At 65.2% G+C, this 25,656-nt stretch carries 26 protein-coding genes; 14 read left to right on the forward strand and 12 right to left on the reverse strand.

The genetic code is table 11. The features are described 5' to 3' along the window. Positions 1 to 8 precede the first annotated feature (8 nt). The 11 genes from MTAI_RS06880 (at position 9) to MTAI_RS06930 (ending at position 10,545) form a co-directional block, all read left to right on the forward strand. Complete coding sequence (locus tag MTAI_RS06880; protein WP_027886909.1) at positions 9 to 446, forward strand: copper resistance CopC family protein; 438 nt, start codon at positions 9 to 11, stop codon at positions 444 to 446. Between the two features lie 92 nt (positions 447 to 538). After that, a complete protein-coding gene (locus MTAI_RS06885) occupies positions 539 to 1,693 on the forward strand; it encodes a CopD family protein (protein ID WP_027886908.1) in 1,155 nt (384 codons plus the stop codon). A gap of 57 nt (positions 1,694 to 1,750) precedes the next feature. Next, entirely contained in the window at positions 1,751 to 2,494 is a 744-nt protein-coding gene (locus MTAI_RS06890) for an MbnP family protein (RefSeq protein WP_027886907.1), read from the forward strand. 6 nt (positions 2,495 to 2,500) lie between these two features. Beyond that, positions 2,501 to 3,571 (forward strand): cytochrome-c peroxidase, encoded by a 1,071-nt coding sequence (locus tag MTAI_RS06895; RefSeq protein ID WP_027886906.1) that lies wholly within the window; start codon positions 2,501 to 2,503, stop codon positions 3,569 to 3,571. Continuing rightward, on the forward strand, positions 3,568 to 4,002 hold the full coding sequence (locus tag MTAI_RS06900; RefSeq protein WP_027886905.1) for a hypothetical protein: 435 nt from the start codon (positions 3,568 to 3,570) through the stop codon (positions 4,000 to 4,002). Before MTAI_RS06895 ends, MTAI_RS06900 begins: the two co-directional genes overlap by 4 nt. A 396-nt stretch (positions 4,003 to 4,398) precedes the next feature. Beyond that, complete coding sequence (locus MTAI_RS15595) at positions 4,399 to 5,883, forward strand: M16 family metallopeptidase (RefSeq protein WP_043982163.1); 1,485 nt, start codon at positions 4,399 to 4,401, stop codon at positions 5,881 to 5,883. Then, positions 5,880 to 7,280 (forward strand): M16 family metallopeptidase, encoded by a 1,401-nt coding sequence (locus MTAI_RS06910; RefSeq protein WP_027886903.1) that lies wholly within the window; start codon positions 5,880 to 5,882, stop codon positions 7,278 to 7,280. The genes MTAI_RS15595 and MTAI_RS06910 overlap by 4 nt, the downstream gene beginning before the upstream one ends. A gap of 44 nt (positions 7,281 to 7,324) precedes the next feature. Next, complete coding sequence (locus MTAI_RS06915) at positions 7,325 to 8,095, forward strand: metal ABC transporter ATP-binding protein (protein ID WP_027886902.1); 771 nt, start codon at positions 7,325 to 7,327, stop codon at positions 8,093 to 8,095. Position 8,096: 1 nt separating this feature from the next. After that, entirely contained in the window at positions 8,097 to 8,888 is a 792-nt protein-coding gene (locus tag MTAI_RS06920) for a metal ABC transporter permease (protein WP_027886901.1), read from the forward strand. A gap of 55 nt (positions 8,889 to 8,943) precedes the next feature. Continuing rightward, complete coding sequence (locus MTAI_RS06925; protein ID WP_027886900.1) at positions 8,944 to 9,411, forward strand: RrF2 family transcriptional regulator; 468 nt, start codon at positions 8,944 to 8,946, stop codon at positions 9,409 to 9,411. A gap of 9 nt (positions 9,412 to 9,420) precedes the next feature. Further along, the gene (locus MTAI_RS06930; protein ID WP_027886899.1) at positions 9,421 to 10,545 is read left to right on the forward strand and encodes a cysteine desulfurase family protein; all 1,125 of its coding nucleotides are present in this window, start codon (positions 9,421 to 9,423) and stop codon (positions 10,543 to 10,545) included. 47 nt (positions 10,546 to 10,592) lie between these two features. Here the strand turns inward: MTAI_RS06930 and MTAI_RS06935 are convergent, their stop codons facing one another. Next, positions 10,593 to 12,278 (reverse strand): long-chain-fatty-acid--CoA ligase, encoded by a 1,686-nt coding sequence (locus MTAI_RS06935; protein WP_027886898.1) that lies wholly within the window; start codon positions 12,276 to 12,278, stop codon positions 10,593 to 10,595. A 322-nt stretch (positions 12,279 to 12,600) separates the two neighbouring features. On the opposite strand from MTAI_RS06935, the gene MTAI_RS06940 reads away from it, so the two are divergent. Then, positions 12,601 to 13,770: a M20 metallopeptidase family protein gene (locus MTAI_RS06940; RefSeq protein WP_027886897.1), complete on the forward strand. Its 1,170-nt coding sequence runs from the start codon at positions 12,601 to 12,603 to the stop codon at positions 13,768 to 13,770. A gap of 46 nt (positions 13,771 to 13,816) precedes the next feature. Here MTAI_RS06940 and MTAI_RS06945 read toward each other — a convergent pair whose 3' ends face one another. Next, positions 13,817 to 14,251, reverse strand: coding sequence for a hypothetical protein (locus MTAI_RS06945; protein WP_027886896.1), 435 nt, complete (start codon positions 14,249 to 14,251; stop codon positions 13,817 to 13,819). A 153-nt stretch (positions 14,252 to 14,404) separates the two neighbouring features. Here MTAI_RS06945 and MTAI_RS06950 point away from each other — a divergent pair, with 153 nt between their 5' ends. Beyond that, positions 14,405 to 15,298, forward strand: a complete 894-nt coding sequence (locus tag MTAI_RS06950) for an AEC family transporter (protein ID WP_027886895.1) — start codon at positions 14,405 to 14,407, stop codon at positions 15,296 to 15,298. A 40-nt stretch (positions 15,299 to 15,338) separates the two neighbouring features. Here MTAI_RS06950 and MTAI_RS06955 read toward each other — a convergent pair whose 3' ends face one another. The 6 genes from MTAI_RS06955 to coaE are packed head-to-tail and all read right to left on the reverse strand — an operon-like array spanning position 15,339 to position 19,566. Beyond that, the gene (locus MTAI_RS06955; protein ID WP_027886894.1) at positions 15,339 to 15,722 is read right to left on the reverse strand and encodes a hypothetical protein; all 384 of its coding nucleotides are present in this window, start codon (positions 15,720 to 15,722) and stop codon (positions 15,339 to 15,341) included. Then, positions 15,719 to 16,417, reverse strand: coding sequence for a 16S rRNA (uracil(1498)-N(3))-methyltransferase (locus MTAI_RS06960; protein WP_027886893.1), 699 nt, complete (start codon positions 16,415 to 16,417; stop codon positions 15,719 to 15,721). Before MTAI_RS06960 ends, MTAI_RS06955 begins: the two co-directional genes overlap by 4 nt. A gap of 3 nt (positions 16,418 to 16,420) precedes the next feature. Then, the gene (locus MTAI_RS06965; RefSeq protein WP_027886892.1) at positions 16,421 to 17,248 is read right to left on the reverse strand and encodes a 50S ribosomal protein L11 methyltransferase; all 828 of its coding nucleotides are present in this window, start codon (positions 17,246 to 17,248) and stop codon (positions 16,421 to 16,423) included. A 26-nt stretch (positions 17,249 to 17,274) separates the two neighbouring features. Next, positions 17,275 to 18,192, reverse strand: a complete 918-nt coding sequence (locus MTAI_RS06970; RefSeq protein ID WP_027886891.1) for an aldose 1-epimerase — start codon at positions 18,190 to 18,192, stop codon at positions 17,275 to 17,277. Positions 18,193 to 18,202: 10 nt separating this feature from the next. Then, complete coding sequence (locus tag MTAI_RS06975; RefSeq protein ID WP_027886890.1) at positions 18,203 to 18,991, reverse strand: ABC transporter substrate-binding protein; 789 nt, start codon at positions 18,989 to 18,991, stop codon at positions 18,203 to 18,205. Continuing rightward, a complete protein-coding gene (gene coaE / locus MTAI_RS06980) occupies positions 18,988 to 19,566 on the reverse strand; it encodes a dephospho-CoA kinase (protein ID WP_027886889.1) in 579 nt (192 codons plus the stop codon). The genes MTAI_RS06975 and coaE overlap by 4 nt, the downstream gene beginning before the upstream one ends. An 80-nt stretch (positions 19,567 to 19,646) precedes the next feature. Here coaE and MTAI_RS06985 point away from each other — a divergent pair, with 80 nt between their 5' ends. Next, positions 19,647 to 20,132 (forward strand): CAP domain-containing protein, encoded by a 486-nt coding sequence (locus MTAI_RS06985; protein ID WP_027886888.1) that lies wholly within the window; start codon positions 19,647 to 19,649, stop codon positions 20,130 to 20,132. 29 nt (positions 20,133 to 20,161) lie between these two features. Here the strand turns inward: MTAI_RS06985 and rnr are convergent, their stop codons facing one another. The 4 genes from rnr to glmM all read right to left on the reverse strand — a co-directional run bounded on the left by rnr (position 20,162) and on the right by glmM (position 25,631). Beyond that, positions 20,162 to 22,573: a ribonuclease R gene (gene rnr, locus MTAI_RS06990; protein ID WP_027886887.1), complete on the reverse strand. Its 2,412-nt coding sequence runs from the start codon at positions 22,571 to 22,573 to the stop codon at positions 20,162 to 20,164. Between the two features lie 66 nt (positions 22,574 to 22,639). Further along, the gene (locus tag MTAI_RS06995) at positions 22,640 to 23,875 is read right to left on the reverse strand and encodes an aspartate aminotransferase family protein (protein WP_027886886.1); all 1,236 of its coding nucleotides are present in this window, start codon (positions 23,873 to 23,875) and stop codon (positions 22,640 to 22,642) included. 36 nt (positions 23,876 to 23,911) lie between these two features. Next, positions 23,912 to 24,319: an acyl-CoA thioesterase gene (locus MTAI_RS07000; RefSeq protein ID WP_027886885.1), complete on the reverse strand. Its 408-nt coding sequence runs from the start codon at positions 24,317 to 24,319 to the stop codon at positions 23,912 to 23,914. Position 24,320: 1 nt separating this feature from the next. After that, complete coding sequence (glmM, locus tag MTAI_RS07005; protein ID WP_027886884.1) at positions 24,321 to 25,631, reverse strand: phosphoglucosamine mutase; 1,311 nt, start codon at positions 25,629 to 25,631, stop codon at positions 24,321 to 24,323. Positions 25,632 to 25,656: the final 25 nt, after the last annotated feature.

Raw genomic sequence — 25,656 nt, forward strand, 5'->3', positions numbered from 1 at the left:
AAACCTTGATGCGCTGGTATGTTGGTTTATTGCTGCTGCTGTCTCCGGTTTTCGCGCACGCTGAGTATAGAAGCTCCACCCCACCGGCCAACGCCACTCTCCGAACCATGCCCCGGTCGGTGACCATCAACTTTAGTGAGGCTGTGGAGGTGCGGCTCTCGAGCTTCAAGGTGTATCCCCTCGAGGCCCCCCCAGAGGCCCTGGGTAACTTTACACAGCTCAAGCGCCTGGCCCGTCCCCTGGTGCAGCGGGTGTTGCCTTTGCGCAACGATGCCGCCCGCCGGGTGGATGCGGGGGTCACCACCACCGCCCGCACCAGCAAGAGCGTAACCCTGGCACTCAAGCCCGGCCTGCGGCCGGGGGCCTATGTGGTGATGTGGAAAAATCTGGGGGTGGACGGCCATACCGAGACCGATTTCTTCGTGTTTGTTTACAGGCCCTCCTAGGGCTTGGGTAACCTAACTAGATATTGGGGATTGTTTGGCACCTGGGCTTGGCAACCCGCCATAAACTGGCCGCTTCCGGACTCTGAACTGCGATGCCTCACGAACACGACAACACCCTTTCGATTTTGCGGGCCATCCTCTACCTGGGGGTGTTCATGCTGCTGGGGGGTGGGGTGTTCAGCCGGTATGTGGGGCCGGAGGTGGCCAGGGCCCGGCGCTGGCGGCTGTGGTACCTGATCTCGGGTGGTTTTCTACTGGCTGTAGGGGCCACCCTTTATGGCACGTACCATGTGACCTGGATGCTGGGCGATACCTCGCTGCTGCTCAGCTACCTGCTCGAGACCTCTCAAGGCAACTGGTTGTTGTTGCGGCTGGGGCTGCTGGTGGGCCTGCTGTTTTTGTCCATGGGCTGGTTTCGCCTGGATCGCTGGCTCTATCCCCCCCTGGCGCTGGGGCTCCTTTTTACCCTCACCCTCACCTCGCATGCCGCCGGGGGTGGGCTTGTGCAGATGTTTGCCGGGCTTTTGCACCTGGCATTCGGGGCGGCCTGGGGCGGGAGCGTGCTGGCGCTGGCCGTGGCCTGGCCGGGCAGCCGCTACGAGGCCGTTCTGCGGGCCATCCAGCGCCTTTCGGCCCTGGGACTGGGTGCGGTTGTGCTCCTGTCGCTGATGGGCCTGTACCTGTCCTGGGTTCGCCTGGGGGAGGTGGCCAACCTGTGGAGCACCGCCTACGGCCAGCGCCTGCTCCTTAAGCTGGGGCTGGTGGGGCTGGTGGTGGGGCTGGCGGCGGTGAACCGGCTATGGCTTTTGCCTCGCCTGCAGGAGAAGCGGGTCAAGGGTTTGCAGACGGTAAGCCTCGAGGCTGCCCTGCTGCTGGGGGTGCTTCTGGCGAGTGGCTTTCTGGCTACCACCGAACCACCCCCCCCAGCCCGCCAGGCTGCAGCACCCCGCCTCATCAACATTGCCGAGGCCCAGGGCGACCGGCGCTACGTCGGCCAGTTGTTCAGTCAGGGTGGCCTGATTCACCTCTACCTCGACCTGCGCGATGCCCAGGGCAACCTGCTGGAGGGTGGCCCCAGCCTGCGGCTTCAGGCCCAGCAGGGGGCGCAAATTTTGCAGGAGGTGCGGGGGCCTTTTTACAGGTCGCAGTATCATCTGGCCCTCATCGCCGAGACGCCCGGCGAATGGCTGGTACGCCTCGAGCTGCCTGAAAAAACCCTCGAGTACACCCTCGATGTGGCCCCTTGAGGGCTGCTTCACACGAAAACCGCACGGGTTCTGCTAACCTCAAAGGAGGTGTCGGGTATGAAAAGAGGTTGGCTGGTGTTTTTGTGGTGTATAAGCGCCTATGTGCTCGCCGCACCGGTGGAACTGAAAGTGAACCTGCGGGTGGGCAGCCAGCCCCTGCAGTGGGGGCAGACCTACCAGACCCCCCAGGGCCAGCGCTACCGGCTTGACCTGCTCAAGTTTTACATCTCCGAGGTGGCCCTGGTGCGCCCGGATGGCCGCGAGGTGCGCGTAGACGGCCTGGCCCTGGCCGAGTTCAAACGCGATGGCCCCACCCAGGGGGTGTCTGTCATGAAACTGGACGTGCCCGCAGGGCAGTACCGGGGTCTGCGCTTCAATGTGGGCGTGCCGCGCGAGCTCAACCACCTCGACGCAGGCACCCAGCAGCTACCCCTGGGGGTGAACTCCGGCATGTACTGGGCCTGGAACCCCGGCTACATCTTCTACCGGCTCGAGGGCACCGCCTTACTCCCCGAAGGCAACCAAAAATGGGTGATCCACATGGGCACCGACACCTTTCGCATCCCGGTGCGCCTGCACGACCTGCAGACCCGGCGGGTGCAGATCAACATCCCGCCCGCTGGCGGGGCCATTTTGCTGAACCTGGATGTGGCCAGGGCTTTTGAGCCGGGGCCGGGTGGGGTTTTTTTGGACTGGCGCAAGCAGTCCCTGCGCCAGCTGCACGGCCTGAGCCCCGAGACCAGCCTGCTGATGTCGGTGGTCTACTTCAACATGCAGTCGGCCTTTTCGCTGGCCCAGTAGGTGCGTATGCGACGGCGGCCAATGGTCTGGGCGGGGCTCCTGCTGGGGGTGGGCCTGCTGGGCTGGTACTTCTGGCCCCGCTCCGTCCCCCCACCCCCTGTGGCCGGGCCGCCCCCGCACCCCACCAGCCCCCGCATTCTTTTTGCCGAGCGGAGCGTGCCCATTCCCGAGGACAACCCCCAGACCCCGGCCAAGGTGGCCCTCGGGCGGAAACTTTTCTACGATACCCGGCTTTCCAAGGACAACACCATCGCCTGTGCGAGCTGCCACAAGCCCGAGTTTGCCTTTAGCGATGGGGGTAAGGCGGTGAGCACCGGCATCTTTGGCCGCAAAGGCAGCCGCAACGCCCCCACCCTGACCAACGTGGGCTTCCGCCGCCACCTGTTCTGGGAAGGGCGTTCCCCCCGGCTCGAGCTCCAGGCGGTTGGCCCCCTTACCGCCCACGACGAGATGGGCCTCGAGCCCGAGGAACTCGCCCAGAGGCTCCAGGCCATCCCCGAGTACGCCCAGGCCTTCCGGGAGGTTTTTGGCGAGCCCCCCAGCCTGCGGGCCGTCACCTATGCCATTGCGGCCTTCGAGCGCACCCTGGTTTCCTACAATAGCCCCTTCGACCGCTACCAGGCCGGCGACGACCAGGCCCTGAGCCCGGCAGCCCTGCGCGGGATGGAGCTTTTCTTTAGCGAGAAGGGCGATTGCTTCCACTGCCACGTGGGCCCCGACTTCACCGACGACGAGCCCCGCAACACCGCCCTCTACACGGTCTACAAGGACATCGGGCTGGCCCGCGCCACCGGCAGGGACGAAGACGTGGGCAAGTTCAAAACCCCCACCCTGCGCAACGTTGCGCTGACCGCCCCCTACATGCACGACGGCTCCATCCGAACCTTGCGGGAGGTTGTCCAGCACTACAACCGCGGTGGTGAGCCCAACCTCAATGCCGATGTCCTTATCCGGCCCCTGGGCCTCACCGAACAGGAAGTAGACGACCTGGTGGCCTTCCTGGAGGCGCTCACCGATACGAGCTTTACCACCAACCCGGCCCTGCTGCCCCCTGGTGGGAAAGGGGGCACGCCATGAGGTACGCCCGGATTGGATGGCTTGTCCTGCTGCTGGGCCTGGGCTGGGCCTGGGGGCATCCTTTTGAGGGGAGTGGGGGTTATGTGCAGGGCCAGGTGGACTTTGAACCCAACGATGCCCCGCCCATTGCTGGCAAGGCCACGGTGGCCTGGATTGAGTACATCCAGGTGGGTGGCCTGCCCATCAACCCGCAGGACTGCTTCTGCACGCTGCTCTTTTATCAGGGGCGGGTGAGCGCCACCGCCCAGCCCGATGCCCAGGTGCGCCTGCAGCTCAACCCGCGCACCGGGCGCGTGGAAGGGGTGGTGACCTTTCCCAAACCCGGCCCCTATTTTCTGGTGCTTATGGGGCGGCCCCTGCCGGGCAAGCGGGTTCCGCCTTTCATCATGCATAGCATCATTCAGGTCTTGCCGCGCCCGGCAGGGCGGTAGCGTGGGCCTCTCGCGTTTTCCACAATTGCCTGCCCCACGGTGGCAGGCAATTTATCCAGTACAGCGAAATATGCCGTACTGGGTATTCGCGGGAAACGCTCTCGAGGCTCCAGTGCCAGTATCCGTCGGGGCCTCCCGCAGCCTCGACTTGGCAAAAGGGCTTCGTTGGGCGGATAATACCGGATTCAAAAAGATAGTCATCCATAGCAAAGACCTCCAGAGGCTATCTTTTTGAATCCTAGAGCACTCCCGTTGGTCGGGTTAGTTCGCCGCCTTCCGGCGCCGAACTAACCGAATCTGGTATAACTTTAGCCTCTGGCAACTGTAGACCTTCCTTCAGTCTGGACGCGGAATTTGCGGCGTAATGGAAACGACTCTAGTAACGCACAGGAGGACATGGTGAGAAGACTGGTCTGGTTGCTCTTGCTGGTGCTGCTGCTGCCTGGGGCTTGGGCCCAGCAGCTCCGTGAGCAGATCCGCAAATACACCCTGGACAACGGCCTGCGGGTGCTGATGGTGCCCGACAAGACCGCCCCGGTGATCCACTTCAACCTGATGTTCGACGTGGGCGGGGTGGACGAGGCGCCTGGCCTGGGGGGGATCGCCCACATGGTCGAGCACATGGCCTTCAAGGGCACGCCCAGCATCGGGAGCCTGGACTGGCCTAAGGAAAAAGCCGCCCTCGAGGCCATTGACAAAGCCCGTGCCGAGCTGGATCGGGCCATTGCCAACCGGGCCTCGCAGGAGGAGATCCAGCGCCTCACCGCAGCCTTCAACCAGGCCCGGGAAGAGGCCAAGAAACTGGCCCTGCCCAACGCCATTGACCAGCTCTTCACCAACAACGGCGAGCAGGGCCTGAACGCCTCGACCGGCTACGACCGCACCGACTACCGGGTCTCGCTGCCTTCCAACCGCCTCGAGCTCTACCTGCGGGTTTATGCCGATGTGCTCTTGAACGCGGTATTCCGCAGCTTCTACGAAGAAGTCGACGTGGTGCTGGAGGAGCGCCGCCAGCGCAGCGAGAACGACCCCAACGGGGCCTTGAGCGAGGCCTTTTTGCGCGCGGCCTTCCAGGTGCACCCCTACGGCCGCCCCCTGATCGGCAGCCGCGAGGAGATCCAGGGCTACCGGGTGGACAAGGCCCTGGAGTTCTGGAAGACCCATTACCACCCCAACCGGGCGGTGCTGGTGCTGGTGGGGGATGTGGAGCCGGAGCGGGACATCCAACTGGTGCGCCGCTACATGGGGGCCGTGCCCAGAGGCCCCGAGCGGCCCAACCTGAACATCCCCGCCGAGCCGCCCCAGACCGCCGAGCGCCGCACCAGCATCGAGTACAACGCCCAGCCCAGCCTGCTCATAGGCTTCCACAAGCCCACCTATCCCAACCGCGAGGCCTACGTGATGGATGTGATCGACTCCATCCTCACCGAAGGCCGCACCAGCCGCCTCTTCCGCCGATTGGTCATCCAGGAGCAGGCGGCCCTGAACGTGAGCTCGAGCTCGGCCTCGCCGGGTTTCCGCTACCCCAACCTCTTTACCATCTCGGCCCAGCCCCGCGCCCCCCGCACCACCCAGGATCTGGAGCGCCTGATCTACGAGGAGCTCGAGCGGCTCAAGAACGAGCCGGTAAGCCCCCAGGAGCTGCAAAAAGTGCGCAACCAGACCCGTGCGGCCTACCTGCGGGTGCTGCAAGGTGGGCCGGGGCTGGCCCAGACCCTGGCCTTCTACGAGCTGTTCTTTGGTGGCTACCAGCGTATCTTCGAGGAGGAGGCCATCTACAACACCATCACCGCCGAGGAAATCCAGCAGGCCGCCCGCAAATACTTCACCCCACAAAACCGCACCGTCGCCACCCTCATTAGCCGGGGAGGTAGCCGATGAAAGCGATATGGAGTTTGTTGCTGGCGCTTCTGACGCTGGGCCTGGCCCAGGGCGTACCGGCCGACTGGCCCGACCCCTTCAAGATGCAGTTCCAGCGCTTGCAGCCTCCCACCCTCCAGCCCACCCGCGTCCAGCTTTCCAACGGCCTCCAGGTTCTACTGATAGAAGACCGCAGCCTGCCCTTTGTAAATGGGCGCATCTACCTGCGGACCGGCTCGATTTACGAACCCGACGACAAAGTGGGCCTGAGCGGGATCTTCTCCGCGGTGATGCGCACCGGTGGGGCTGGGGATCGCACCCCCGACCAGATCGACGAGACCCTGGAGACCCTGGCCGCCTCGGTGAGCGTGAGCACCGACAACCTCTTTACCTCGGTGGCCTTCAACACCCTAACCGAGAACCTCGATCAGGTTTTGCAGATATGGGCCGATGTCCTGCTGCGCCCGCGCTTCGCCCAGGAGCGGGTTGACCTCGAGAAGGGCCGGGCCCTGGAGGCCATCCGCCGCCGCAACGACCAGCCCACCCAGATCGCCGTGCGGGAGTTCGTGCGCCGCATCAACGAGGGCCACCCCGCAGGGCGCATCAGCAGCGCTGCCTCGATTCAGTCCATCACCCGCGAGGACCTGCTGGCCTTCCACCAGCGCTTCTTCAAGCCCAACGGGGCGGTGCTGGCCATCACCGGCGACTTCAACACCCAGGAGATGGTGGCCAGGCTCGAGCGCACCTTGCAGGGCTGGGCGCGGGGCGAGGTCAGCCTGCCCAGCTTTGCGCCGCCCAGCCCCAAGCCCAGCATTTACTTTTTGCAGAAGGAGACCAACCAGAGCGTGATCTACATGGGCCTCCCCACGGTAACGGCCTTTGCCCCCGGCTACAGCGAGCTGGATCTGGCCAGCCGGGTGCTGGGGGATGGCTTTAACAGCCGGCTCTTCCTGGAAGTCCGCACCAAGCGCGGCCTGGCCTACGCCACCGGCGGGGCCCAGACCCAGGGGTTTGGCTGGCCGGGCTTCTTCTACGGGGCCTCCATTTCCCGCGTCGAGAAGACCGCCGAGGTGATCGAGCTGATGCTGGCCCAGTTCCGTGACCTGCGCGAGCGCCCGGTGAGCCAGGAGGAGCTCGAGCTCTTCCGCAACAACATCCTCAACGCCGAAGTCTTCCGCTTTACCTCCAAGCAGGCGGTGGCCGAGCGCATCGCCCGCACCCAGCTGCTGGGCCTGCCGCCCGACTACTACGAGCAGTACGTGCGCCAGATCCAGGCCCTCACCCCGGCCGATCTGCAGCGGGCCATGCAGCAGTATGTGCGCCCGGAGCAGTTTGTGATTGTGGTGGTGGGCGACCGGCGCCAGTTCGATAAGCCGCTCTCGAGCCTGGGCAACGTAATCGAAGTGCCGCTGGAATAGCCGCCCCTATCCAAAGATCTATTGATAGCGTATTATCAGTAAATATGGCCGCGCTGGCGGTGGAGATTGAGCGGTATTCAGTGCGCTTCGGTGAGTTCCAGGCGCTGCAAGAGGTGAGCCTCGAGGTGCCCGAAGGGGCCTTTGTAGCTATGGTGGGCCCCAACGGGGCCGGCAAGAGCACCCTGCTCAAGGCCCTGCTGGGCCTCGAGCGAGGCGCTATGCGCGACGGCCCCACCCGGGTCTCGGGTCGCATCCGGGTCTTGGGTCATCCCCCCCGCGAGGTGCCGCCCGGCTGGGTGGGCTATGTGCCGCAGGTCAAGGGCTTCGACCGTAGCTTTCCAGCCCTGGCCATCGAGGTGGTGGTCTCGGGGCTCAGGCGGCACTGGCCCTTTCGGATTGGCCGCGAGGAACGCAGGCAGGCCAGCGAGGTGCTGGAGAAGGTGGGGGCCCTGCACCTGGCCCACCGCCGGCTGGGCGCGCTCTCGGGGGGTGAGCTCCAGCGGGTCTACCTGGCCCGCAGCCTGATCCGCCGGCCCCGGCTGCTGCTTTTGGATGAGCCCGCTACGGGCGTGGATGTGGTAGGGGAGGCCGACCTGTACCGGCACCTCGAGGCCTACCAGGCCGAGCAGGGCGCCACCATCCTGATGATCACCCACGACTGGGAGGCCGCCCAGCACCACGCCTCGGCGGTGCTGGTGCTCAACCGGCGGGTGGTGGGCTATGGCCCGCCCGAAAAAGTGCTCTGCCACGAGTGCCTGAGCCAGGCCTTCGGGCACGTCGGCCACGCCCACCAGGTGGTCTTGGGGGGTCGCTAGGATGCTCGAGGCACTTCAGCTTCCCTTTATGCAACGGGCCCTGCTGGCCGGCCTCCTGGTAGGTGGGCTGGCCAGCTACCTGGGCGTCTTGGTGGTACAGCGCCGCCTCTCCTTTCTAGGGGATGGCCTGGCCCACGCTGCCTTTGCTGGGGTGGCCCTGGGCTTGCTGCTCCAGCAGGAGCCTCTTTGGGTGGCTATTCCCTTCGCGCTGGGAATTGCCTTGCTCATCACCTGGGTTCGCGAGCAGAGCAGCCTGGGCGACGATACCGCCATTGGGATTTTTTTTGCGGTCTCGGTGGCGCTGGGGGTGCTCTTTATGTCCCTGCGACAGGGCTTCGCCCCGGATGCCGTGGCCTATCTCTTTGGCTCCATCCTGACCGTCACCCCGACCGATCTGCAGGTGATGGGGCTGCTGGCCCTGTTGATGCTGCTCCTGGCCCCGCTCTGGCGCTGCTGGGCTTACGCCACCTTTGACCGCGAACTGGCCCTGGCCGATCGGCTGCCGGTACTCCGGCACGACTACCTGCTCTCAGCCCTGATAGCCCTGGTGGTGGTGGTCTCGGTCAAGGTGGTGGGTGTTGTCCTGATCGCTGCGTTTGTGGTGATTCCAGCCGCCACCGCCCGCCTAATCAGCCAGACCTTTGCTGCCATGACCGTGTCTGCCATCCTGATCGGTACGCTATCGGTTTTGCCGGGCCTGGTGGCGGCGTACACGTTGGATGTGCCCGCCGGCAGCGCCATTGTGCTTACGCAGGCCTTGCTGTTTGGGCTGGCCCTGGCCTTGCGCCGCTAGGCAAGAGTGAAAACCCACCTTTTTCTTACGGGTTTTGGGGATTTATACTAGGCTCATGTGGGTTTCGACCAAAGCGCAGTATGGGCTGCGGGCCCTGGTGGAGATTGGCCTGCGGCAGCCGCAGGCGGTGCCCCTCAAGGACGTGGCCGAAGCCCAGGGCATTAGCCTGCACTACCTCGAGCAGATCGCGGCCCAGCTTCGCCGAGCAGGGTTTATCCGCAGTGTTCGGGGGGCCCGCGGTGGTTACAGGCTGGGCCGTCCCAGCGAACACATCGATGCCCTGGAAGTGGTGGAGGCTTTGGAGGGGAGCCTGGCCCCGGTGATCTGCTTGGATGATCCCGGGCTGTGCTGGCAGACCGGGCACTGCTCTACCGAAACCCTCTGGAAAAGAGTAGACGAAGCCATGCGGGGGGTTTTGCGGAGCACCACCCTGAAAGACCTGATTGAAGAGCGGCGGCTGATTGAGTCGCGCAAACTGGTGCAGCTCGAGCCCACCATGCCCTCAGAGCCGGGAGGGGGTTAGCCCCAGACCATGATCTACCTCGACTACGCTGCCACCACCCCCCTGGATCCCGAGGTCAGGGCGGCCATGGAGGGGGTGCTGGAAGAGTACGGCAACCCCAGCTCAATTCACCAGCTCGGCCGGCGGGCCCGCAGCCTGCTCGAGGAAGGGCGCGAGCGGCTGGCCCGGGCCCTGGGCTGCAAACCCCGCGAGCTGGTTCTGACCAGTGGGGGCAGCGAGGCCGATGCCCTGGCCCTGTACGGGGTGGCCCTGGCCCGGGGTCGGGGGCACCTGGTGAGCACCGCGGTGGAGCATTCGGCGGTGCTGCAAACCCTGAAGAACCTCGAGCGCCTGGGCTTCGAGGTGACCCTGCTCTGGCCCGACCGGCAGGGCCTCATCTACCCCGAGCAGGTGGCCGAGGCCCTGCGGCCCGAGACCATCCTGGTTTCGGTAATGACCGTTAACAACGAGCTGGGCACCCTGTACCCGGTTCGCCAGATCGCTGAGGTCTGCCGGGCGCGGGGCGTGCTTTTGCACACCGATGCCGTGCAAGCCCTGGGCACCGTGCCCTGCCAGGTGGAGACCCTGGGGGCCGATCTCATTTCCCTGGCCGCACACAAGTTTTACGGCCCCAAGGGGGTGGGGGCCTTGTACGTGCGCAAAGGGGTCGAGCTATTTCCGATTATCCCGGGCAAGCAGGAGCAGGGTTACCGGGGCGGCACCGAGAACCTGCCAGCGGTGTACGGCCAGGGGCTGGCCGCAGAAAAGGCGGTGGCGCGGCTGGCCGAAGAATCCCGGCGGCTCTTGGCTTTGCGCGGGCGGCTCGAGGCCAGGCTTCTGGCCCTACCCGGCGTGGTGCTCAATGGACACCCCACCCTACGCAGCCCCAAGCACGTAAACGTAACGGTGCAGGAGGCCGATGGGGAGGGGTTGCTGCTCAACCTCGACCTGCTGGGGGTGGCAGTGTCTTCGGGCTCGGCCTGTAGCAGTGGGAGCCTCGAGCCCTCCCATGTGCTGCTGGCGATTGGGCGTAGCAAGGAAGAAGCCAAGGCCTCGGTGCGCTTCAGTCTGGGGCGCTATACCACCGAGGCCGAGGTAGACCAGGCGGCCCAGGTCTTTGCTGAGGCTGTGGGGCGCTCGAGGGTTTACATATAGCCCCCCTTGCCACCGGCCCGGGTGGCAAGGGGGCACCGAGATAAGCCCTAGCTGCCCACCTTCTGGCGTTCTTTGAGGGCGGCCTCGCGCAGCTCGCGGCGCAGCACCTTACCCACCGCGCTCTTGGGCAATTCGTTGCGGAACTCGTAGATGCGCGGAACCTTGTAGGCGGCCAGGTTCTCGCGGCAGTATTTGTCCAGCTCTTCCTGGGTGAGGTTGACACCGGGCTTGGGCACAACGAAAGCCGCCACGGTCTCGCCACGGTACTCATCGGGCAGCCCCACCACGGCGGCCTCAGCCACACCGGGGTGGGCAAACAGCACCTCTTCCACCTCGCGGGGGTAGATGTTATAGCCTCCCGCGATAATCATGTCCTTCTTGCGATCCACGATGTAGAAGTAGCCATCCTCGTCCATCCGAGCCATGTCGCCGGTCAGGAGCCAGTCGATCTTGATGGTTTTGCTGGTCTCATCGGGGCGCTGCCAGTAGCCCAGCATGATATTTGGCCCGCGAACGGCCAGCTCACCCACCTCGCCCGGGGGTAGTTCGTGCAGGTTCTCGTCCAAAATCTTGGCATCAATGCCCGGCATGGGAATGCCAATGCTGCCAATTTTGCGCTGACCGGACAGGGGGTTGCAGTGGGTGCAGGGGGCTGCTTCGGTGAGGCCGTAGCCTTCCACCAGCTTGCCACCGGTGAGGGCCTCAAACTTTTTAGCCACCTCCACCGGCAGCGCCGCCGAACCAGAGATGCAGACCTTAACCGTGCCCACCTTGCGCTTCTCGATGCCAGGAAAGTTGATGAAGCCGATGTAGAGCGTGGGGACGCCAGGGAAATGGGTAACCCCGTGCTTTTCAATGGCCTCAATGCAGGGCTTGACCTCGGGGCGTGGCAGCAGCACGATTTTGTACCCAGCGGCCAGGCCATAGTTCATAGCCACGGTCATGCCGTAGACGTGGAAAAAGGGAATGGCGCCCAGCATAACCCCTTTGCCCTCGAGGGCCTTCACCTCGTCGCCGCCCCAGGCCAGGCTCTGGTAGGTGTTGGCCACCAGGTTGCGATGGGTGAGCATGGCCCCTTTGGACAGCCCGGTGGTGCCCCCGGTGTACTGCAGGAGGGCTACGTCGTCGGGCTTGGCGGGGTAAGGCTCGGTGAGCGGGGTGGCGCTGCGCAGGGCTTTGCTAAAGTCCAGCCGCTTGGGGTGCTGTGGCAGGTTTACCCAGCGTTTCTCCCGCCGGGCTTTGAGCGGGAAAAGCAGGTTTTTGGGGAAGGGCAGGTAGTCCTGGATGCCGGTGGTAAAGACGCGTTTGACCGGTACATCGGCCTCGATTTCGGCGTACCGGGGCCAGAGCATATCCAGGATCACCAGGGTTTCGGCCCCGGCATCGGTGAGCTGATGGCGCAGCTCGCGCGGTGTGTAGAGGGGGTTGATGTTGACACACACGCCGCCGGCGACCAGCGTGCCGTAGAAGGCAATCACAAACTGGGGGCTGTTGGGCAGCATGATGGCGACCCGGTCACCCGGGCCCACACCCTGGGCCTTAAGCGCCCCGGCGAACTTCAGCACCGATTCCCACAGCTGCCGGTAGCCGATGACCTTGCCCATGAACTCGAGGGCCACATGGTCGGGGTATTTCTGGGCACTGTCGGCCAGCAGGCGCCAGAGAGGTACCTCGGGCACCTGCACATCCGCGGGGACGCCTTTGTCGTAGTGTTTTAGCCAAGGTTTGCTCATGGTCTTGCTCCTGAAAGGTACAGCTTGGTTTTTACCAAGTCTAGCAAATGCTGTACCGAGTTCAAGCTGCGCGCATAAAGTCTGTCGAGGACAAGATTTTGGCAGCTCAGGGTATTTTTGTATGGGGCCTATCCCACCCCCATCGGTTTCCTAAGCAGGCACCGGCCCCGCCCTCCTCTAGCTAACGTCATACCACGGTTGGTTCGGGCCAACCAACCCGACCGAAGGGAGTGCTAGGATGGCCTCCGGAGCTCTTTTTGTATCGGGTGTCAATCCATCGTACAGTTGACGGGTCGTGGCTGGAATGTTTGACTAAGGCGGTATGAACCTACAAGAAGCCATCGCAGAGATCACCCCCAGTCTGATTGAGATGCGCCGGGACTTCCACCGCCATCCGGAGCTTGGTTTTCAGGAGGTGCGCACCAGCGCCAGGCTGGCCGAGTTTCTGGAGGGACTGGGCCTCGAGGTCACCCGAGGGGTAGCCCAGACCGGGGTGGTGGCCCGGCTGCGGGGAGCGAAGCCGGGAAAAACTGTGCTGGTGCGGGCGGACATCGACGCTTTGCCGATACAGGAGAACTCTGGGGTGGCCTACAGCTCCCAGACCCCCGGTGTTATGCACGCCTGCGGCCACGATGGCCATGCCGCTATTGCCGCCCATGTGGCGGCGGTGCTGGCCCGCTTCAAAGATCAGATTGCCGGTGAGGTACGCTTTGCTTTCCAGCCCGCCGAAGAGATTGTATCGGGGGCGAAGCCCATGGTGGAGGCCGGGGTGCTCGAGGGGGTGGACTCGGTGGTGGGGCTTCACCTGTATAGCCTGATGCCAGCGGGTAAGGTAGGGGTGCGGCCGGGCCCTTCCATGGCGGCCGCCGATGCTTTTACCATTGAACTACGGGGCAAAGGGGCGCATGCCGCCATGCCGCACGAGGGTGTGGATACGGTTTTGATGGCGGCCCAGCTCATCGTGGCGCTGCAGAGCCTGGTCAGCCGCGAGACCGACCCCATTCAGACCGCTGTGATCACCATCGCCACGGTAACGGCAGGGGAGGGGGCCCACAACATCATCCCCGAGACGGCCACGCTCAAAGGCACCCTGCGCACCTTTGACGCAGGTTTGCGAGAAAAGCTCATGCGGCGCATTGCCGAGCTTTCGGAAGGAATTGCCGCGGCCATGGGTGGGCGGGCCACCGTAACCTGGCTGCCTGGATCACCCGCGGTGGTCAACGACCCCCAGATGGTCGAACGCTTCCGGAAAGTGGCCCGGGAGGTGGTAGGGGAGGCCTCGGTACTGGAAGTACCCCCTGTGATGGGGGGCGATGATATGTCGGAGTTCCTCAACCGCCGCCCTGGTGTGTACTTCTGGCTGGGGGCCGGCGACCCCGATCCCAGCAAGAACCGGCCCCATCACCACCCGGGTTTCTGGATCGACGACGAGCGCTCGCTGCCCTTGGGCGTTGAGCTGATCACCCGTACTGTGCTGGATTTTTTGTCCTAGCGACTGACTGCGGGGCGCTTTAAGCGCATCCCTGGTGTGAGATCTTCTACGTGAACCTGAGCAGCGCCCACAGGCTCAGCAACCCTCGAGCCGTCCAGGCCAGGGTGCGGATCCAGTTGGTACCCACCAGCAGGGCCTGGGCCTGGGCCTCGAAACCCACGGCCAGCCGCGCGTGCAGCGGCACCGATACCAGCAGGGTGGTGAGCCAGATAACCCCCAGCAGCGCCAGGCCCAGCCATGCCACCCAGCCGGGCAGGCTCGTGGGCCACTGGGCCAGCAAAAGAAGGGCCGTGCACAGCTCGAGCAGCATCAAGGGCCCGACCACCCAGGTGATGAGGCTCGAGTGGGCCGCATGATAGGCGGGAAACTCAGCCGGCCCCACCCGTGCAAAAAGGGGATAATGCACCACCTGCACCATCCAGATCAGGCCCACCAGAAACCAGGTTGCCGCCGCCTGCACCACCAGAAGCTCTTTGTACATGCCCTCGCTCACCCATAGGTAGTCTGGCCGAGGTCTGCTGAGAAAAAATGTCTCCAGGGCATGTTTTGCACCTCGCTTGGGCACAAGGCGGAGGCCGGGGTTGGAGGGGTGGTCATAGCCTGGCCTCTGGGTTTCAGGTAAGCTACCCCGGGTATGGAAGCCCTGCTCAACACCGTTGTCCCTGTGGCCTTCATCGTGCTTATGGGCTACCTGGTGGGCAAGCGCATCGACTTCGACCTGCAAACCCTGTCCAAACTCTCGATTTACGTGCTGGTGCCGGTGCTGATCTTCGATGCCATGCTCAGGGCCAGGCTCACCGGGGCCAGCGTGCTGGGCATTACGGCGGCCTTTTTTATAGCCTCGGCAGGGCTCTATGGGGTTGCACTGGCGTTGAGCCGGTGGTTGCGGTTGGATAAGGGTACAACCAAGACCCTGATTGCCTCGGCGACCTTTCCCAACTCGGGCAACATGGGCCTCTCGCTCACCTTTTTTGCCCTGGGGCAGCCCGGCCTGGATCGGGCCATCGTTTTTTTTATCGCCAGCAGCGTGCTGATGTTTGGGCTGGGCCCGGCTTTTTTGCGTGGGGGCGGTTTTTTACAGAGCCTCGGGTTCACCCTGAAACTGCCGCTCTTCTGGGCCCTGGCGGGGGGGTTGCTGGTACGGGGGCTGGGAATTCCCCTGCCGCTGGGGCTGGATGAGGGGGTGCACCTCTTGGGCCAGGCCTGTATTCCCGTGATGCTGCTGACGCTGGGCATCCAGATTGCCCGCTCCCGGCCCGAGTGGGGGAGTTTTGAGCTTCAGGCCAGCAGCTTGCGGCTTCTGGCAGCTCCTTTGCTGGCCGGGGTGGCGGGCTGGGCGCTGGGCCTCGAGCGGCTGGATGTTCAGGTTTTGGTGCTGCAGAGCGCCATGCCGATAGCGGTGAATGCCTTTTTGATGGCGGGGGAGTTCGGCGGCGACGGCCCTCGAGCAGCCCGGGCGGTTGTGGCCTCGTCGGTGCTGTCGTTTCTTACCATTCCATTGGTGCTTTTGCTGATTGGGGTGGGATAATACCGGTATCGTTTTGAAGAACGATGCTGCCGGAAAAGCCCTAAGGGGCAGGGGGCGGGGGCAGCAGGGGTGTGCCGACCTCGAGCTGCAGCAGGGGGCTATTCTGCACCAGCACCACCAGCCGGTAGTAGCCGTCGTCGAGGCGCTCGAACTGGGCCTGGTAGGTGCCGGGCTTTTCTACCCAGATGGAGCGCTCCTGAAAGAGCTGATCGCCCTTGTACCAGCGCAGCTCGAGGTAAGCGGGCTCGGCTATGCGCCGGACGGTGAGCCTGGCTACTGCGCCCCGCTCGATGGTTTCCAGGCTTCCGCTCAGGCTGAAGCGCTCCGGCAGGGTGGCCCGGCCGGGGTCGAGCGGCAGAAAGGTATAGCGGCAGGCCGGCAGCAGCAGCAGGCAGCCCACCAGCAACACACGCAGGACGTTCATAACCCGAAAGCCGCCGTTACCAGGCTCAAAAGGGCCACCGGCGCGGTCTCTGCCCGCAGGATACGCGGCCCCAATGTGACCGGGGTGAAACCCCGTTGCAGCAGGAGATCCACCTCGGACTCGCTCAGGCCCCCCTCCGGGCCGGTGAGGAGGGCCGTGGGTTTTTCTGGATTGTAATAGTCCCGCACCAGGGCCGAGACCCTGGGCTGGGCCACAAAACCCTGCTCGACCGGGGGAATCTGGCCGAGCGGCAGCAAGGGCCCCACCTCGGGAACGATGCTGCGCTCGCACTGCTTGGCGGCCTCGAGCACCACCCGGCGCAGGCGAAGGAGTTTATTCTCGCTCAGCTCCCGCACCACGCAGTGCTGGGTGAGGATGGGCACAATTTGGCCCACCCCCAGCTCGGTGGCCGCCCGCGCCACCTCGGCCAGATGATCGCCCTTGAGCAGGGCCACATACAGGGTGATGGGCTGGGGGGGCTCTTTGCGGGCCGGCCAGGTCTCTTCGACTTCCAGGCATACCCAGCCCGGCCCGGTCTGCAGCACCCGCGCGCGGCCTTCCAGCCCCTTGCCATCGAAGACCGTGAGCCGGTCGCCCTCCCGGGCCCGCAGCACGTCCAGCAGGTGGTGGGCCTCGCGCCCGGTAAGCTCGAGCTGGGGCTGAATGCTTTCAACAAAGGCACGATGGGGACGCATACTTTAGCGGGCGGCGTAGGTCAGGCAGACCCACTCACCTTCCTGTCGGCGGGCCAGCAATCCAAAGCCGCTGGCCTCGAGGGCGCTTCGCACCAGGGCTTCCCGCTCGGCCAGGATGCCGGTGAGAATCAGGGTTCCGCATATGCCGAAAAGCTCCCGGTATTTTTGCGCGAAGTAGGTGTGCAGCTCGGCGTAGAGGTTGGCCACCACCAGGTCGAAGGGGCCCTGCACAAGGGGCGTGGGGGCCGGCTGGGCTGGGGGGGCCTGGGGTGCGGTCTCGGCCAGGGGATCGTAGGCCTCGTCCAGGCTGCCCACCTGGAACTGCACCTTGACCTGGTTGCGCCGGGCGTTCTCGCGGGCCTGGGGGATCACCGCGGGGTCGATGTCGATTCCCAGCGCCTCGGCCCCCAGCAGGGCGGCCCCGATGGCCAGGATGCCCGAGCCGGTGCCCAGATCCAGCACCCGCATCCCGGGCTCGACCCGCTCGGCCAGGGTTTCCAGGGCCATGCGGGTGGTCTCGTGGTGGCCGGTGCCAAAGGCCATGCCCGGCTCGATGACAATGCGCTTTTCCGGGCCCTCCCAGGTGTGCCAGGGGGCCAGCACCACAAAGGGCCCGGCCCGCACCGGCTTCAGGTCGCGCTTGTAGGCCTCGAGCCAGTCGGTGTCGGGAAGCTCGAGCCACTCCCCCGGAAAGGGCAGCTCGAGGCGCTCGGGGAAGTAGGCCCAGACCTCACCGGGTTTTTCCTCCAGGCCCCGCGCGCCCAGCTCAAACAGCGCCGCCGAGTAGATATCGAGGGTTTCGAAGTTGCCGCGCAAGCGAAAAACGTGCATAGCCGTAGTTTATCGCTTTTTGCCGGCTACGCGCCGGGCCGCAAGCTCAGGCGCAGACCGCCGGAAATCTGTTCCCCCGGCTCCAGCACCCGCACCCCCGTGTCTTCCCAGCCCTGGCTCAGCAGGTTGAAGCCATCGGTGGCGTGGGTGACGGGCTCCAGGGCCACGCTGCCATCGGGCGCGGTGAAGACCACCAGGTGCGAGAAGATGGGGTCGGCCTCGAGGGTCATCTGCCAGCCCGAACCCGGCCAGTCCATTTGCAGCCGCCCTTTCCAGCCGGCAAAAACATGGTCTAGCCGGGTAGCCCCCAGCGGCCTTGCACGCGAGAAATCGAACTCCGGCGGGATGGCCTGGGCGGGCCGGGTGGGGAGGCAGCTCGCATCGGTCAGGTAGACGCCCTGGGCCTCGAAGGACAGCCGGGCTTCCTGCGAGAGGCCCAGATGGCGCATAAAGTAGGGGTGATGCCCGAAACCCGCCGGCATGGGCTCGGTTCCCACGTTCACCAGTGTGGTCGAGATTTCCACTCCATCACCCTGCAGCCGGTAGGCCACTTCCACCCTGAAGGGGAAGGGGAAGTTCAGGTTCTGGAGGCCGGAAGCGTCGAAAACACAGTGCAGGGTGTGCCCGTCGAGGCGCTGTGCGCTCCAGGGTCGCCCGTGTACCTCGCCGTGGATGGTCTGCTGTCCATCGGGCCAGTTGGGCCGAAGCTGGTAGGTTTTCCCGCCAAAGCGAAAGCGCCCGTCCCGGATGCGGTTGGAGTAGGGGGCCAGGACGTAGCTCGAGGTCTCGGGGGAGTGCCTCTGCGCCAGGGCGGCCGGTGCGGTGGGGCGCAGGATGGGCAGCCAGAAGCCCGCCTGGCAAAGCTCGAGGCCCACCACGCTGGCCCCCAGCTCAGGGGCGATGGTGAGGCGTAGAAGCTCGTTTTGCAGTATCTGCAGGTTCATCTTTTCCAGATTAGTGCGAGCGAAGCTGCTTGGCCAAGGCCTCCAGGTAATCAAAAAATAAGGGGCCATAATGGGCCAGCTCATCGCCCCCCGTCACCACCAGGGGATAGGCCCAGCCCCGCTCGGCCAGGAGGCGCTGGGCTTTTTCCAGGGGCCTCGAGCGGTGCGGCTTGGGCTCGTAGATGACCAGCTCCGGCCCCCGGCGCACCACCTCGGCCAGGTCGGGCGGGAAGTAGCTCTGCGCCCGGTCGGCGAAGATGTTCTGCAACCCCAGGTGCCGCAGCGCCTCGTCCACATAGCTGCCGCGGCCCACCGTGATGGGGCCGCCCAGGTCGAACTCGAGGTAAACCCGCCGCGGCGGCAGCGCCTTGTGCAGGGCCTGGTAGCGCTCGGCAAGCTGGGCACAGAGCCTGCTGGCCGCCTCGCTTACCCCCAACAGAGCCCCCAGCACCGCGATGTTCTCCAGAATGCCATACGGGCTCTGGGGCAGGGGGATGGGGAAGACGGGGAGCCCCCGCCGGTGCAGCTCAAAAAGCAGCTCCCGCTGCACCCCGGTGCTGACGAGCACCAGGTCGGGCCGCAGGCTTTCCAGTAGCTCCCAGCGCACCCGGGTGTAGCTCGAGACCACCGGCAAAGCGAGCGCAGCCGCCGGCCGGTAGCAGAAGGCGCTCCGCCCCACCACCCGCTCACCCAGGCCCAGGGCGAAGAGGGTCTCGGTGACGTTGGGGGCCAGCGATACGATGCGCCGGGGGTCATCGGGCAGCTCGAGGGGCCCCAGCCAGTCGTGGGTAAGCTTCACCCCGCCACCTCCCGGTACCAGGCCTCCACCCGCTTATACAGGGTCTCCAGGTCGGCGTCGTTCCAGATCACCCAGGTGGCCCGGCGCACCTTTTCTTCCTGGGGTAGCTGGCTTTTGTCGCGGGCCGCGAACTCGGCCTCGCTCAGGCCGCTGCGGGTCATCACACGGGCCTGGCGCAGATGGGTGGGGGCGGCCACCACCAGCACCCCGGCAAAATCGCGCTCGCGCCCCGCCTCGAAGAGCAAAGGGATATCCTGCACCACCAGGCGATGCCCAGCCTGCCGGGCCTTTTCGGTTTCTTCCTGCATCCGCCGGCGCACATAGGGATGCAGGATGGCCTCGAGCCGCCGGCGGGCCTCCGGGTCACTGAACACCAGCCGCCCCAGCACGGCCCGGTTGACCTCTCCACCCGCGCAGGCCTCGGGAAAGGCCCGGCAGATCTCCGGCCTGAGCACCTCTGCCCCTTCGCGGGCGTACTCGTCGGCGTCCAAAACCGGCACCCCCAGCTCCCGCAAACGCCGGGCCACCGTGCTCTTGCCGCTCCCTATGCTTCCGGTAAGGCCGATCAGGCGCATCAGGGCATAGCATACCGTTTGTAACGCCCCACTGTGATTTCTTCACCGGCCTTTAGCAAAAGCCCTGGCAGACTAAAGCCATGCGTCTGCATTGGAGCCTTGCTCTTGGCCTTCTTTTAGCGGCTTGCACTAGCAACGGTAGCCAGGGGGTTTCCTACACCCCGGACGATTATCAACTGGCCCTGAATGCTGTCAACCAGGCCCGCAGCCAGCCCCAGACCTGCGGCTCCAGTTCTTATCCGGCGGCCCCTGCCCTGCGCTGGAACGGCCTGCTGGGGGAGGTGGCCCGGCAGCGGGCCGAGTACATCCAGCAGACCAACGATTTTAGGCACGAGGAAGGCTCAAGCACGGAGATGGCCGCCGCGGTGCGCGCCCGGGCCAACGGCTACGAGTACCGGGAGATCCGGGAGAACCTCTACCGGGGTCCTGGCTCCGCAGCGGAAGCGGTTACGGAATGGCTCGGGAGCCCCAGTCACTGCCAGACCCTAATGGCCCCCCACCTGCGCGAGATGGGCATGGTGAAGAGGGGGGCGTACTGGGTGCTGGTGGTGGCCCAGCCCCGCTAGGTGAACCGGCCCTGCTTCCGGTGAGGTATTTAGCGACGGCGGCGCTTTTTCTTACCGGACTTCTCCGTTTTGTCGGGTGGGGTCTGCTCCTGGTCGCTGCCCCAAGAGCCAAAGTAGATCTTCTGCGCCTTGACCTTGACCGGTTTCTGGAAACCGGGCCGCTCCTCGGGCGGGCCTACCACCCGCCTTGAGCGGGCCCGGGCGTGCGGGGGCGGGCTTTTGGGTTCGGTGGCCACCACCTTGCGCGCCGGTTGGGCGGGGGCGGCGGCTTTTCCACGCTTGCCCCTGCGGCGTTTTTTTCTCTTTTGCGGCTCGACTTCGGGTTGGGTTTCTGTCTGGTAAAACTTTTCCGTCGGCACCAGGTCAATCTGCCGGGCCGAAGGGTTGGCTCCTTCTATCTTTACTTCCATCTCGTCTCCTATGCGAATGCGGCGCTTGGTGCGCAAGCCTTCTAAGGCCAGCAGTTCTTCGATGTACTGGTAGTGGTCGTCCTCGAGGGCCCCCAGCCGGATCATGCCCTCCACCCCGTTGTCCAGGCTCACAAACACCCCAAACCCGGTTACGCCCGAGACCGTGCCCCGGAAGGTCTCGCCCTGGTGCTTCTGCGCCCACAGGCACTGGTAGTACTTGGTCAACTCGCGCTCGGCGTTCTCGGCAGCCCGCTCCCGCTCCGAGGCGTGCTCGGCAATCTTGGGGAAGCGCTGGGCCCACTCCTCCTTGCGGGCCTGGGTCACCCGGCGCTTGAGAAGGGCGCGCAACACCCGGTGCACCACCAGGTCGGGGTAGCGCCGGATGGGGCTGGTAAAGTGCAGGTAGTGCTCGGCGGCCAGGCCGAAGTGGCCCAGGTTTTCCGCGGCATAGCGGGCTAAGCGCAAGGAGCGCAGCAGCAGGGTGGAGACCACCGCTTCTTCGGGGCGGCCTTCGGCCTGCTTCAGGATGCTTTGCAGGGCCTTGGGACTCGGCTCGCCGCCGGGCAGGCTGTACCCCAGCCGGCCCAGCGCGGCCACCAGCTTGTTGTAGGCCTCCTCGCTGGGGTCTTCGTGGACGCGGAAGAGGGTGGGGATCTGTCGCTCGGCCAGGTGTTTGGCGACCACCCGGTTGGCCAGCAGCATCAGCTCCTCGATCAGGCTGCGGGCCCTGGGCTCTTTTTGCGGGATCAGGTGCAGGTTGCCGTCCTCGTCTACCTCCACCTTGACCTCGGTGAAGCGGAAATCCAGCGCGCCCTGTTCCAGCCGGCGCTCCTTGAGGGTGCGGGTAAGCTCAAGCAGCAGTTTCAGGTCGTTTTGCAGCTCAGGGCTCCAGTCGGGGGTTGGGGCCTTTCCGGAGGCCGCAAAGGCCTCCACCTCGGTATAGGTCAGCCGGGCCACGCTGCGGATCACCCCCTCGGCGAAGCGGTAGTGCTTGACCCGGCCCTTGGGGGTCAGCTCCACCAGAACCGAGAGCACCAGCCGATCCTCGTGGGGCTTGAGCGAGCAGATGCCGTTGGAAAGCTGCTCGGGCAGCATGGGCAGCACCCGGCCTGGCAGGTAGACGCTGGTGGCGCGGGCGTAGGCTTCCTGGTCGAGGGGTGAGAACTCCCGCACGTAGTGCGAGACGTCGGCGATGTGAATGCCCACGCGGTAGTTGCCGTTGGGGAGCAGCTCTATGTGGATGGCGTCGTCGAAGTCCTTGGCGTCGGCCCCGTCGATGGTAAAAACCCGCAAGGCCCGGAAGTCCTCGCGGCGGGCAATTTCTTTGGCGTCCAGATGCGCTACTTTCTCGGCTTCGGCCAGGGCTTCGGGCGGGAAAACACTGCGGAGCTCGTACTTGGCGATGATGGCCTCGGTCTCGACCTCGGGGCTTTCCCCCTGGCCTAAGTAGCCCGCAAACTCCCCATAGGGCTCCTGGGGCTTGCGCCCGCTGGGGTAGGTGATGCGCACCACCAGCCGGGCCCCGCTTTCCAGGCCTTCCAGGCCCTCCGGCTTGAGCTTGAGGGCGGGCAGCCTTGGGTCGTCGGGCTTGAGCCAGGCATACCCTCGCTTGAAGTACAGCCGCCCCACCACCTGATGGTGGGCCCGCTCGAGCACCTCCACCACCACGCCCCAGGGCTTGCCGTCGCGCCCTGGTGGGCGCGGCTCGGCCCGAACCAGGTCGCCGTGCCAGGCCCCGCCCAGGTAACCCTTGGGAATGTAGAGGTCGGGCAGGTCGGGGTTGCTGGGAATCACAAAAGCAAAACCCGCCGCATGGGCTTGCAGGCGGCCCTCGAGGCCCTTTTTCCCCAGCCCCTCGGGGAGCTGGTAAAGCTTGCGCCGAGGTTCGACCACCTTCCCCTCGGCCACCAGCAGATCCAGGGCCTCTTTGGCCTCGTCTTTATCGAGCCGCAGGCTCCGCACCAGCTCGCGCAGGCTAAAGCGCTTTTTGGGGTGCTTTTTGAGGTGCTCGTAGATTCGCTGCTCTAGCATGATGTTTTCAGGACGAGGCGCTCCTCGCACCATCATAGAGCACCCGCGCCGAATAGCGCACCCAGGCTACAGCACCCCCTCGAAGGCCAGCTGGGTGGCCTGCAAAGCCCCCTCCAGGGCCTCGAGGCACTCGTCAATGTGCGCCTTCTCCACAATCAGGGGGGGCTCCAGGCGCACCACCTTGGGGTTGTTGAGGCCAAAGGCGGTCAGCACCCCCCGCGCCGCCAGCTCGGCCACCACCACCGCCCCGATGTCGGCGTCGGTGAACTCGAGGCCTACCAGCAGCCCCCGGCCCCGCACCTCCTGGATGAACTCGGGGTAGGCCTGCTGCAGCCTGGCCAGCTGCCCCATCAGGTACTGGCCCATCTCCAGGGCCCGGGCCGGTATGCCCTCCTCCAGGATGACCTCGATGGCCGCCAGCGCCGCCGCGGCGGCCAGGGGATTGCCCCCAAAGGTGGTGGAGTGAATCAGGGGCTCGGTTTTGTAGATGCCCAGGATCTCCGGGCGGCAGATGGTGGCCGAGATGGGCATCACCCCACCCCCCAGGGCCTTGGCGCTCACCAGGATATCGGGCTCCACCTCTTCCCAGTCCACCGCCCAGAGCCTGCCGGTGCGGCCCAGGCCGGTCTGCACCTCGTCGGCGATCATCAGCACGCCCTTCTCGCGGGTGATGCGCCGCACCGCCCGCAGGTACCCCTCGGGCGGTACCCGGATGCCCCCCTCGCCCTGGATGGGCTCCACGATCACCGCGGCGGTCTCGGGGCCTATGGCCGCCTCAATGGCCTGGGCATCGCCATAGGGCACCACCGTCACGCCCGGCACCAGGGGCCGGGCCGGAAGCTGGTAGTGCTCGCGCGGCGTAACCGACAGGGCCCCCAGGGTTTTGCCGTGGTAGCCCCCCTGGGTGGTGATAAAGCCGGGCTTGCCCGTGTAGAAGCGGGCAAACTTGAGCGCTGCCTCCACCCCTTCGGCGCCCGAGTTGCCAAAATAGACCATCGAAAGCTCACCGGGGGTAATCTCGGCCAGGCGGGCGGCCAGCTTTGTGGTGGGTTCGGAAACCATCACCCGCACCGACATGGGCATTTTGTCGAGCTGGGCCTTGACCGCCGCCACCACCCTGGGGTGCCGGTGGCCCAGGGATAGGGTTCCATACAGGCCCAAAAAGTCCAGGTAGCGCTTGCCTTCGGTGTCCCAGACGTACACCCCTTCGGCGTGGGACTCCACCTTGTCCAGTCCGGTAAAGCGCAGCAGCCCGGCCAGACCGGGGTTGATGTGACGCTCAAACTGTTCGAAAAGGGTCATGGTCGTGCTCAAGTTTAGCACGTTGGGGTTTCTGGCTCAGCTTTGCGGATTGACATGGGTCAACAGGGTTTTTGCCAGCGTAGGGGGAATCCGCACTGCCTTGCCCCTGGCGTCCTGGCAAAGGTGGCGGGTAAAGCCTTCGGCCAGCAGGGTTTGACCCTTCCAGACCCGGTAGCGGTACTGTAGCGTGCGCGAGGTGGCCTCGCTGAGCCAGGTTTCGACCTCGACCACATCGCCAAACCGGGCCGGGCTTCGGTAAACCAGGCCAATTTCCACCACGGCAAAAGCCAGGCCCTGGGCTTCAATCTGGGTGTAGGGGAGCCCAATCTGGTTGAGCCACTCCACCCGGGCGGCCTCGAGCCAGACCACGTAGCTGCTGTGGTGCACCACGCCCATGGCGTCGGTCTCGGCGTAGCGAACGGTAAGGGGTAGGCGTGCCTTCATACTAGCTGGCGCTTCCCAGGCGCTCTACCAGTGCTACCAGTTCCGAAGAAACCGGCTCAATCAGCTCGGCGGGGCCCTCCACCATCACCCGCACCAGCGGCTCGGTGCCGGAGGGACGCACGTTGACCCGCCCCTGGCCCGAGAGCTTTTGTTCGGCCTCCTGGATGGCCTGGTGCAGCTCCGGCTGCTGCATCACCTTTTGCTTGTCCGAGACCCGCACGTTCTTTAGAAGCTGCGGGTACATGGGCAAAGCCTCGTACCACTCGGAAAGGTCGCGCCCGGACTCGCGCATGGCCTTCAGAGTCAGGATGGCCGTAAGCATGCCGTCGCCGGTGGGGGCGTGGTCGAGGAAGAGCACGTGGCCGCTCTGCTCGCCGCCCAGGGTCAGGGCCGAGGCCTTGAGCTTCTCGTAGACGTAGCGGTCGCCCACCGCGGTGCGGTAGAAGCTAATGCCGGCCTCGCGCAGCTTGACCTCGAGGCCCATGTTGCTCATCAGGGTGCCCACCACCCCCGGCTCGCGCCGTACCAGGGCGTTCAGGTAGAGCACATAGTCGCCGTGGAACTCACGCCCCTGCCGGTCTACCAGGATGGCCCGGTCGCCGTCGCCATCAAAGGCCACCCCCAGGTCAAAGCCCATCTCCACCACCTGCTGGCGCAAAAACTCGGGGTGGGTTGAACCACACCCTTTGTTGATGTTGCGTCCATCGGGGGTGTTGAACATGACAAACACTTCGGCCCCCAGCCGCTGAAAAAGCCGGGGGGCCAGGCGGTAGGTCGCTCCATTGGCGGTGTCGAGCACCACTTTGAGCCCTTCCAGGCTGCCGCCTTTGGAGGAAAGGAAGTCCAGGTACATCCGCTCGGCCTCGCGGAAGTCGGAAACCGTGCCGATGCCATCGGTTTTGAACTCGCGCTCGAGGAGGCTTTCAATCTCGGCTTCAACCTCGTCGGGTAGCTTGTCGCCATGGGCGCTGAAGAACTTGATGCCGTTGTCCTGGTAGGGGTTGTGGCTGGCCGAGATCATCACCCCGGCGGTGGCCCCCAGGGTCTTGGTCAGGTAGGCCACCCCAGGGGTGGGCAGCACCCCCAGGTGCTCGACCCGCACGCCCTGGGACATCAGGCCCGCGGCCAGGGCGGCCTCGAGCATGTCGCAGGACTGCCGGGTGTCTTTGCCCAGCAACACCACCGGCTTTTTTTGGGCGCTTTTGAAGTAAGCCCCCGCCGCCTGTCCCAGCTTGAGCACGAATTGCGGCGTCAGGGGTGGCTCACCAGCCACGCCCCGCACCCCGTCGGTTCCAAAATACTTACGCTCCATCTTGCACAGTTTATACCTACTCCGA

This window comes from Meiothermus taiwanensis WR-220, from assembly GCF_003568585.1.
Classification (GTDB): domain Bacteria; phylum Deinococcota; class Deinococci; order Deinococcales; family Thermaceae; genus Meiothermus; species Meiothermus taiwanensis.

Coding starts and splice junctions, on each gene's coding strand:
- MTAI_RS06880 (WP_027886909.1), top strand. CDS start 9: ATGCGCTGGTATGTTGGTTTATTGCTGCTGCTGTCTCCGGTTTTCGCG.
- MTAI_RS06885 (WP_027886908.1), top strand. CDS start 539: ATGCCTCACGAACACGACAACACCCTTTCGATTTTGCGGGCCATCCTC.
- MTAI_RS06890 (WP_027886907.1), top strand. CDS start 1,751: ATGAAAAGAGGTTGGCTGGTGTTTTTGTGGTGTATAAGCGCCTATGTG.
- MTAI_RS06895 (WP_027886906.1), top strand. CDS start 2,501: ATGCGACGGCGGCCAATGGTCTGGGCGGGGCTCCTGCTGGGGGTGGGC.
- MTAI_RS06900 (WP_027886905.1), top strand. CDS start 3,568: ATGAGGTACGCCCGGATTGGATGGCTTGTCCTGCTGCTGGGCCTGGGC.
- MTAI_RS15595 (WP_043982163.1), top strand. CDS start 4,399: ATGGTGAGAAGACTGGTCTGGTTGCTCTTGCTGGTGCTGCTGCTGCCT.
- MTAI_RS06910 (WP_027886903.1), top strand. CDS start 5,880: ATGAAAGCGATATGGAGTTTGTTGCTGGCGCTTCTGACGCTGGGCCTG.
- MTAI_RS06915 (WP_027886902.1), top strand. CDS start 7,325: ATGGCCGCGCTGGCGGTGGAGATTGAGCGGTATTCAGTGCGCTTCGGT.
- MTAI_RS06920 (WP_027886901.1), top strand. CDS start 8,097: ATGCTCGAGGCACTTCAGCTTCCCTTTATGCAACGGGCCCTGCTGGCC.
- MTAI_RS06925 (WP_027886900.1), top strand. CDS start 8,944: ATGTGGGTTTCGACCAAAGCGCAGTATGGGCTGCGGGCCCTGGTGGAG.
- MTAI_RS06930 (WP_027886899.1), top strand. CDS start 9,421: ATGATCTACCTCGACTACGCTGCCACCACCCCCCTGGATCCCGAGGTC.
- MTAI_RS06935 (WP_027886898.1), bottom strand. CDS start 12,278: ATGAGCAAACCTTGGCTAAAACACTACGACAAAGGCGTCCCCGCGGAT.
- MTAI_RS06940 (WP_027886897.1), top strand. CDS start 12,601: ATGAACCTACAAGAAGCCATCGCAGAGATCACCCCCAGTCTGATTGAG.
- MTAI_RS06945 (WP_027886896.1), bottom strand. CDS start 14,251: ATGTACAAAGAGCTTCTGGTGGTGCAGGCGGCGGCAACCTGGTTTCTG.
- MTAI_RS06950 (WP_027886895.1), top strand. CDS start 14,405: ATGGAAGCCCTGCTCAACACCGTTGTCCCTGTGGCCTTCATCGTGCTT.
- MTAI_RS06955 (WP_027886894.1), bottom strand. CDS start 15,722: ATGAACGTCCTGCGTGTGTTGCTGGTGGGCTGCCTGCTGCTGCTGCCG.
- MTAI_RS06960 (WP_027886893.1), bottom strand. CDS start 16,417: ATGCGTCCCCATCGTGCCTTTGTTGAAAGCATTCAGCCCCAGCTCGAG.
- MTAI_RS06965 (WP_027886892.1), bottom strand. CDS start 17,248: ATGCACGTTTTTCGCTTGCGCGGCAACTTCGAAACCCTCGATATCTAC.
- MTAI_RS06970 (WP_027886891.1), bottom strand. CDS start 18,192: ATGAACCTGCAGATACTGCAAAACGAGCTTCTACGCCTCACCATCGCC.
- coaE (WP_027886889.1), bottom strand. CDS start 19,566: ATGCGCCTGATCGGCCTTACCGGAAGCATAGGGAGCGGCAAGAGCACG.
- MTAI_RS06985 (WP_027886888.1), top strand. CDS start 19,647: ATGCGTCTGCATTGGAGCCTTGCTCTTGGCCTTCTTTTAGCGGCTTGC.
- rnr (WP_027886887.1), bottom strand. CDS start 22,573: ATGCTAGAGCAGCGAATCTACGAGCACCTCAAAAAGCACCCCAAAAAG.
- MTAI_RS06995 (WP_027886886.1), bottom strand. CDS start 23,875: ATGACCCTTTTCGAACAGTTTGAGCGTCACATCAACCCCGGTCTGGCC.
- MTAI_RS07000 (WP_027886885.1), bottom strand. CDS start 24,319: ATGAAGGCACGCCTACCCCTTACCGTTCGCTACGCCGAGACCGACGCC.
- glmM (WP_027886884.1), bottom strand. CDS start 25,631: ATGGAGCGTAAGTATTTTGGAACCGACGGGGTGCGGGGCGTGGCTGGT.